Below are 5,678 nucleotides of genomic sequence, written 5' to 3'. Positions count from 1 at the left end.
CGGGTGTGGCCGCGGTACCGCTGGGCACGAAGGCGATCGACCACATCAACGGGAAGATCGACGCGGCGAAGCTGTCCGGGCAGACCGTCACGGTCTGGCTGCTCGACGGCACGACGTCGGTCTACCTCGCGATCGTGCTCGCCGTGCTGCTGGGCTTCGGAGTCCTCTACGAGGCGCTGCCGACCGCCAAGTGGGGGCGCACTCTGGGCAAGAAGGTCTGCGGTCTGGAGGTACGGGACATCGAGGCCCACGAACCCCCGACCTTCGGCCAGGCCCTGCGCCGCTGGCTGGTCTACAGCGTCCCCGGTGTGCTCGTCGTCGGCGTGGTCGGCGTCCTGTGGTGCGCGTTCGACCGCCCGTGGCGCCAGTGCTGGCACGACAAGGCCGCCCGCACGTTCGTGGCCGGCTGACCCGGACGGACCTGTAGGGATGCGGAGCCGGAGGGTTCGCGGTCGACTCGGGCCATGAGCACCGAACCGCCACCCCCCGGCCGAGGAGACGCCCCGGACCCCGACCGGCCTCCGCCCGGCGGTCCGCCGCCCGCCGGCGGGCCTCCACCCGGTGGCCCGCCGCCCCACGGTCGGCCCCCTTCCAGCGGTGGACCACCCGGCGGCAGCCCCCCGTACGGCACACCCCCTCCCCGCCCCGGCGGTCCTCACGAGGGCGGGGGACCGTACGGCGACGGTGGCCCCGAGGGCGGCGGCCCGTACGGTGGCGGGGGCCCGCAGGGCCCCTACGACGGCACCGACCCGCTCGCCGGCATGCCCCCGCTCGCCGACAGCGGCAAGCGCGTCCTCGCCAGGATCATCGACATGATCCTCGTCGGCGTGGTCGTCTGGCTGCTGTCCTGGGCGTTCCACACCGTCGAGTACAACCTCGAGGCCACCAAGGTCGACACCGGCAAGTCCCTCGGCCAGTCCGTGATCGCGGCCGTGCTCTACACGGCCTACGACACGATCCTGATCAGCAGAACCGGGCAGACGCTCGGCAAGAGGCTGCTGAGCATGCGCGTGGCCAACCTCGACGACGGCTCGAACCCCTCCCTCCAGGCGTCCCTGATCCGCGCCCTGGTGCTGTGGCTGCCGTTCGCGTTCTGCTGCGCCTGCGTGTGGACCGCGATCTGCGGCGGCTGGAGCTTCTTCGACCGGCCGTACAAGCAGGGACTGCACGACAAGGCGGCCAGGACGGTGGAGGTCAGTACGGCGGTCTGACAGAGGGCGGTGGCGTACGCGGAACCGGCGGGCCCGTGCATCACGGGCCCGCCGGTTCGGGTTCTCGGTGTGAAGCGGTGCGTACGCGCGCCTGGTTCAGGGTTTCGCCGTCTCCCGGACGGGCTCGGTGGCCGCGGTGGATCCGACCGACGCCGTCGGGCGCCCCGCCGGTGCGTGCTGCCGCGCGGCGGGCCGCTCCGCGGCGGCCGGTGCGGACTTCGGCAGCGGTACCGTCACGGCGACGAGCAGCCCGAGTGCGAGCGCCGACAGGGCGATCACGGCGATCCCCAGGCCCGAACCCGTCTGTGACAGCAGCAGCATGGCGAGGGTGGAGAAGATCACGGTGCAGGAACCGTAGGCGAGCTGTGCGGCGTTCGGACGAGGCATGGCCATTCCTCGGGGTGGGGGACTCCCCCCGGTGCCTCTCGTGATGGGGGAGGAGCGGACGACTGCGGGCAGAACAGGAGCATGTGGGTGTACAACCACGGAATCGTGGAAATGACGACAGTGCCGACGGGGCAAACCGCCGTCATTCCGGCGCTCCGCCCGTCGACTCTATTCGCCACCATGCCCGAGTGGAACGGCTGGTAAGCGTGACCTAACCCACGGTTCCGGAGCACAAGGGGCGCACGGAGTCATGCGTTCCAGCAACTGGACACGTGCGCGCGCCGGTTGACGGGAGATTATGCCGAACCGCACGCGTTCGTATAGCGAACACCTCGTCCTGTTAATGCACTTGACCTGTCCAAGTCAAGGTCTGTTTTTCTTGTAAACCTCCGGTCAAATGTCGTCACTTGACTACACGCGTTGATCGGTGCGCGCGGGCCCCTCCATGACCAGGACCCCCTTCCGCGCGCCCGGGCGCGGGGGAGGAACTCAAGTGACCAGCAGACCCTGGACGTTCAGAGCGGCCGCGATAGGCGTCGCGCTCGCGGCGGCGTCCGCCACGTTCTCCACCTTCGCCGTCGCGGAGGCGAGCACCACCGCCGAGTCCGCTGCCGCCACCCGGCACGACCCGGCGCCGGTGAAGCAGCAGGAGCACGACCTCGACGGCCCGCTGAGCAAGACCCAGGAGGCCCAGCGCCAGGAGGCCCTCAACCAGGTCCTGTCCGGCAAGGCCGAGGCCAAGGAGCGCAACGGCTCGAAGGTCGTCGAGCTCAAGAGCAAGAAGGGCGACCCCAAGTACGTCGAGCTGAGCCGGGAGAAGACCGACAAGATCTTCACCATCCTGGTCGAGTTCGGCGACAAGACCGACCCCAGGTTCGGCGGCACGGCGGGCCCCCTGCACAACCGGATAGCCGCGCCGGACCGTACGAAGGACAACTCGACGGCCTGGCAGAAGGACTACAACCAGAAGCACTTCCAGGACCTGTACTTCGGCACCGGCGGCAACGTCGAGTCGGTGAAGAAGTACTACGAAAAGCAGTCCTCGGGCCGCTACTCCGTGGACGGCGAGGTCACCGACTGGGTCAAGGTCCCGTACAACGAGGCCCGTTACGGCAACAACGCCTGCGGCTCCAAAAACTGCCCGAGTGTGTGGAACGTCGTCAGCGACGGCGTGAGCGCCTGGGTCGCCCAGCAGAAGGCGGCCGGCAAGTCCGACGCGGACATCAAGGCGGACCTGGCGCGGTTCGACCAGTGGGACCGCTACGACTACGACGGCGACGGCAACTTCAACGAGCCCGACGGCTACATCGACCACTTCCAGATCGTGCACGCCGGCGAGGACGAGTCCGCGGGCGGCGGCGTCCAGGGCACCGACGCGATCTGGGCCCACCGCTGGTACGCCTTCGGCACCGACGCCGGCGCCACCGGCCCGGCGGGCAACAAGCTGGGCGGCACGCAGATCGGCGACAGCGGCATCTGGGTCGGCGACTACACCATCCAGCCGGAGAACGGCGGCCTGGGCGTCTACGCCCACGAGTACGGCCACGACCTCGGCCTGCCGGACGAGTACGACACCAACGGCGGCGAGAACTCCACCGGCTTCTGGACGCTGATGTCCTCCGGCTCCTGGCTGGGCACCGGCAAGGAGGCCATCGGCGACCTCCCCGGCGACATGAACGCCTGGGACAAGCTGCAGCTGGGCTGGCTCAACTACGACACGGCGAAGGCCGGGATCAAGTCCTGGCACAAGCTGGGCGTCGCCGAGTACAACACCAAGTACCGGCAGGCGCTGGTGGTCAACCTGCCCGACAAGGCGGTCGAGACCCAGGTCGTCACTCCCGCGCAGGGCTCGACCCAGTGGTGGAGCGGCAGCGGCAACGACCTCAAGAACACGCTGACCCGGTCCGTCGACCTCACCGGCAAGTCCTCGGCCACGCTGTCCCTGGACGGCTACTACGACATCGAGGCCAACTACGACTTCCTCTACACCGAGGTCTCGACCGACGGCGGCGCCAACTGGACCGCGCTGGACGGCACGGTGGACGGCAAGGCCATCCCGCGTGACGGCAGCGACAAGCCGGCCCTGACCGGCACGGTCGACGGCTACAAGAAGCTGTCGTACCCCCTCGACGCCTACGCGGGCAAGAAGATCCAGCTCCGCTTCCGCTACCAGACGGACGGCGGCCTGGCCATGAAGGGGTTCACGGCCGACGAGATCACGCTGACCGCCGACGGTTCGGCGCTCTTCTCGGACAACGCCGAGACCGCGGACGCCGCTTGGACCGCGAACGGCTTCTCCCGCATCGGCGCGTCCTTCACCAAGGACTACAAGCAGTACTACATCGCCGAGAACCGCCAGTACGTGTCGTACGACAAGACCCTCAAGGTCGGCCCGTACAACTTCGGCTTCGCCCCGGCCCGTCCGGACTGGGTGGAGCACTACCCGTACCAGAACGGCCTGCTGATCTGGAAGTGGGACACCTCCCAGGCGGACAACAACACCAAGGACCACGCCGGCACCGGCCTGATCCTGCCGATCGACTCGCACCCCACCCCGCTGAAGTGGTCCGACGGCACGCTGATGCGCAACCGCATCCAGGCATACGACTCGCCCTTCAGCCTGGAGCGCACCGACGGCATCACCCTGCACAAGGAGGGCGTCGCGACGAAGATCAAGTCGTCGAAGGGCGTGTCGGTCTTCAACGACCACACCAGCACCTACTACGACGCATCGAACCCGGCGGCCGGGGTCGAGGTCACTGACACCAACACCAAAATCAAGATCATCAAGCAGGGTGTGAACGGCTTGACGATCGAGCTGGAAGTCGGACCCGCGGTGAAGTAGTCAGCGTTTTTGCAGGTCAGAGGCGTATCGGCGGCAGCCCCTTGGCGGGCGGCCGCCGATCGTGTTTAGGTGCCTGCTGTGGCTCTCTTATTGACACCAGGTCTCACGGGGGTATGACGCGTATGGCCGCAGGAGGTTTCTGCAAGCTGCCGAACGGCAGTGTGGTGGTGGCTCTGAACCTGCCCAGCCCGGGTTCGGGCGCCGGTTCGGTCCGCGTGCTGGTCCACGCCCAGAACCGCGCCCGTGCCCTGACGCGCCTGCGCAACCTGGGCCTGCGCGCGGTCTACCTGCGCGGCAACGCGGCCCCGCCGTCCCCGGACGAGGTCACGGCGGTCCTGCACCACCCCGACGGCCTGATATGGCGCACGGCCCCGGACACCGCGGTACAGGACCTGTCGGTCGAGCTGTGGCACCCGATCAGGTCCCTGCTGAGACGGACGGCCCAGCCGTGACCCGCTGATGCGCACGGGAGGCAGGGCACGCGGGTGCGGGGCGCGGTGCGGGTCAGGCGGCCGGTGCGGGTCAGGACACCACCGGCTTGCCGGACAGCTCCACGCCCGCCTCCCGGAGCTCCTCCAGCGCGCGCTCCGTGGTCTCCTCGGCCACCCCGGCGGTCAGGTCCAGCAGGATCTGCGTACGGAAGCCCTGGCGCACGGCGTCCAGCGCGGTGGCGCGCACGCAGTGGTCCGTGGCGATCCCCACCACGTCCACCTCGTCGATCTCCCGCTCCCGCAGCCAGTCCCCGAGCGCGACCCCGTTCTCGTCGACTCCCTCGAACCCGCTGTACGCCGCCGAGTAGGCCCCCTTGTCGAACACGGCGTCGACCGCGCCGGAGGCGACCGCCGGGGCGAAGTTCGGGTGGAAGCCCACGCCCTCCGTGCCCGCCACGCAGTGCGCGGGCCAGGAGTGGACGTAGTCGGGGTTGTCGGCGAAGTGACCGCCCGGGGCGATGTGGTGGTCCCGGGTGGCCACCACATGGCGGTACCCGGCGGGGGCCTGGCCGATCAGCTCGGTGATCGCGGCGGCGACATCGGCACCCCCGGCCACCGCGAGGCTGCCACCCTCACAGAAGTCGTTCTGCACGTCTACGACGATCAAGGCGCGGCGCATGGTCGGTGTCCTTCGGCTTGGCAGCGGTTCGGGTGTGGAGGGTGCGGGCCCGGCCGTCCGTGAACTACATGACCTACCGAGCCTAGAGACTTCGGGGACCGGGCGGGAGAGGGCATCGGGCGGTC

General features: G+C 69.2%; 6 protein-coding genes. 4 read left to right on the top strand and 2 right to left on the bottom strand.

Translation table 11 applies throughout. The features are described 5' to 3' along the window. Both C3488_RS39005 and C3488_RS39000 read left to right on the top strand, forming a co-directional pair. Window positions 1-410 (top strand): RDD family protein (locus C3488_RS39005; RefSeq protein ID WP_146068023.1); only part of this gene is annotated, 410 nt, incomplete at its 5' end. Between the two features lie 54 nt (window positions 411-464). Next, a complete protein-coding gene (locus C3488_RS39000; protein ID WP_103845558.1) occupies window positions 465-1,211 on the top strand; it encodes an RDD family protein in 747 nt (248 codons plus the stop codon). 96 nt (window positions 1,212-1,307) lie between these two features. Here the strand turns inward: C3488_RS39000 and C3488_RS38995 are convergent, their stop codons facing one another. Then, entirely contained in the window at window positions 1,308-1,598 is a 291-nt protein-coding gene (locus C3488_RS38995) for a hypothetical protein (RefSeq protein WP_103845557.1), read from the bottom strand. Between the two features lie 493 nt (window positions 1,599-2,091). On the opposite strand from C3488_RS38995, the gene C3488_RS38990 reads away from it, so the two are divergent. Next, window positions 2,092-4,443: an immune inhibitor A domain-containing protein gene (locus tag C3488_RS38990; RefSeq protein ID WP_103845556.1), complete on the top strand. Its 2,352-nt coding sequence runs from the start codon at window positions 2,092-2,094 to the stop codon at window positions 4,441-4,443. A 122-nt stretch (window positions 4,444-4,565) separates the two neighbouring features. Next, window positions 4,566-4,895, top strand: a complete 330-nt coding sequence (locus C3488_RS38985; protein ID WP_103845555.1) for a hypothetical protein — start codon at window positions 4,566-4,568, stop codon at window positions 4,893-4,895. Between the two features lie 70 nt (window positions 4,896-4,965). On the opposite strand, the gene C3488_RS38980 is transcribed toward C3488_RS38985, so the two are convergent. Next, complete coding sequence (locus C3488_RS38980; RefSeq protein ID WP_103845554.1) at window positions 4,966-5,553, bottom strand: isochorismatase family protein; 588 nt, start codon at window positions 5,551-5,553, stop codon at window positions 4,966-4,968. Window positions 5,554-5,678: the final 125 nt, after the last annotated feature.

This window comes from Streptomyces sp. Ru72 (assembly GCF_002920635.1).
GTDB lineage: Bacteria > Actinomycetota > Actinomycetes > Streptomycetales > Streptomycetaceae > Streptomyces.
This window is presented reverse-complemented; position numbering and strand designations above follow the sequence as displayed.

Coding starts and splice junctions, on each gene's coding strand:
- C3488_RS38980 (WP_103845554.1), bottom strand. CDS start 5,553: ATGCGCCGCGCCTTGATCGTCGTAGACGTGCAGAACGACTTCTGTGAG.
- C3488_RS39000 (WP_103845558.1), top strand. CDS start 465: ATGAGCACCGAACCGCCACCCCCCGGCCGAGGAGACGCCCCGGACCCC.
- C3488_RS38985 (WP_103845555.1), top strand. CDS start 4,566: ATGGCCGCAGGAGGTTTCTGCAAGCTGCCGAACGGCAGTGTGGTGGTG.
- C3488_RS38995 (WP_103845557.1), bottom strand. CDS start 1,598: ATGCCTCGTCCGAACGCCGCACAGCTCGCCTACGGTTCCTGCACCGTG.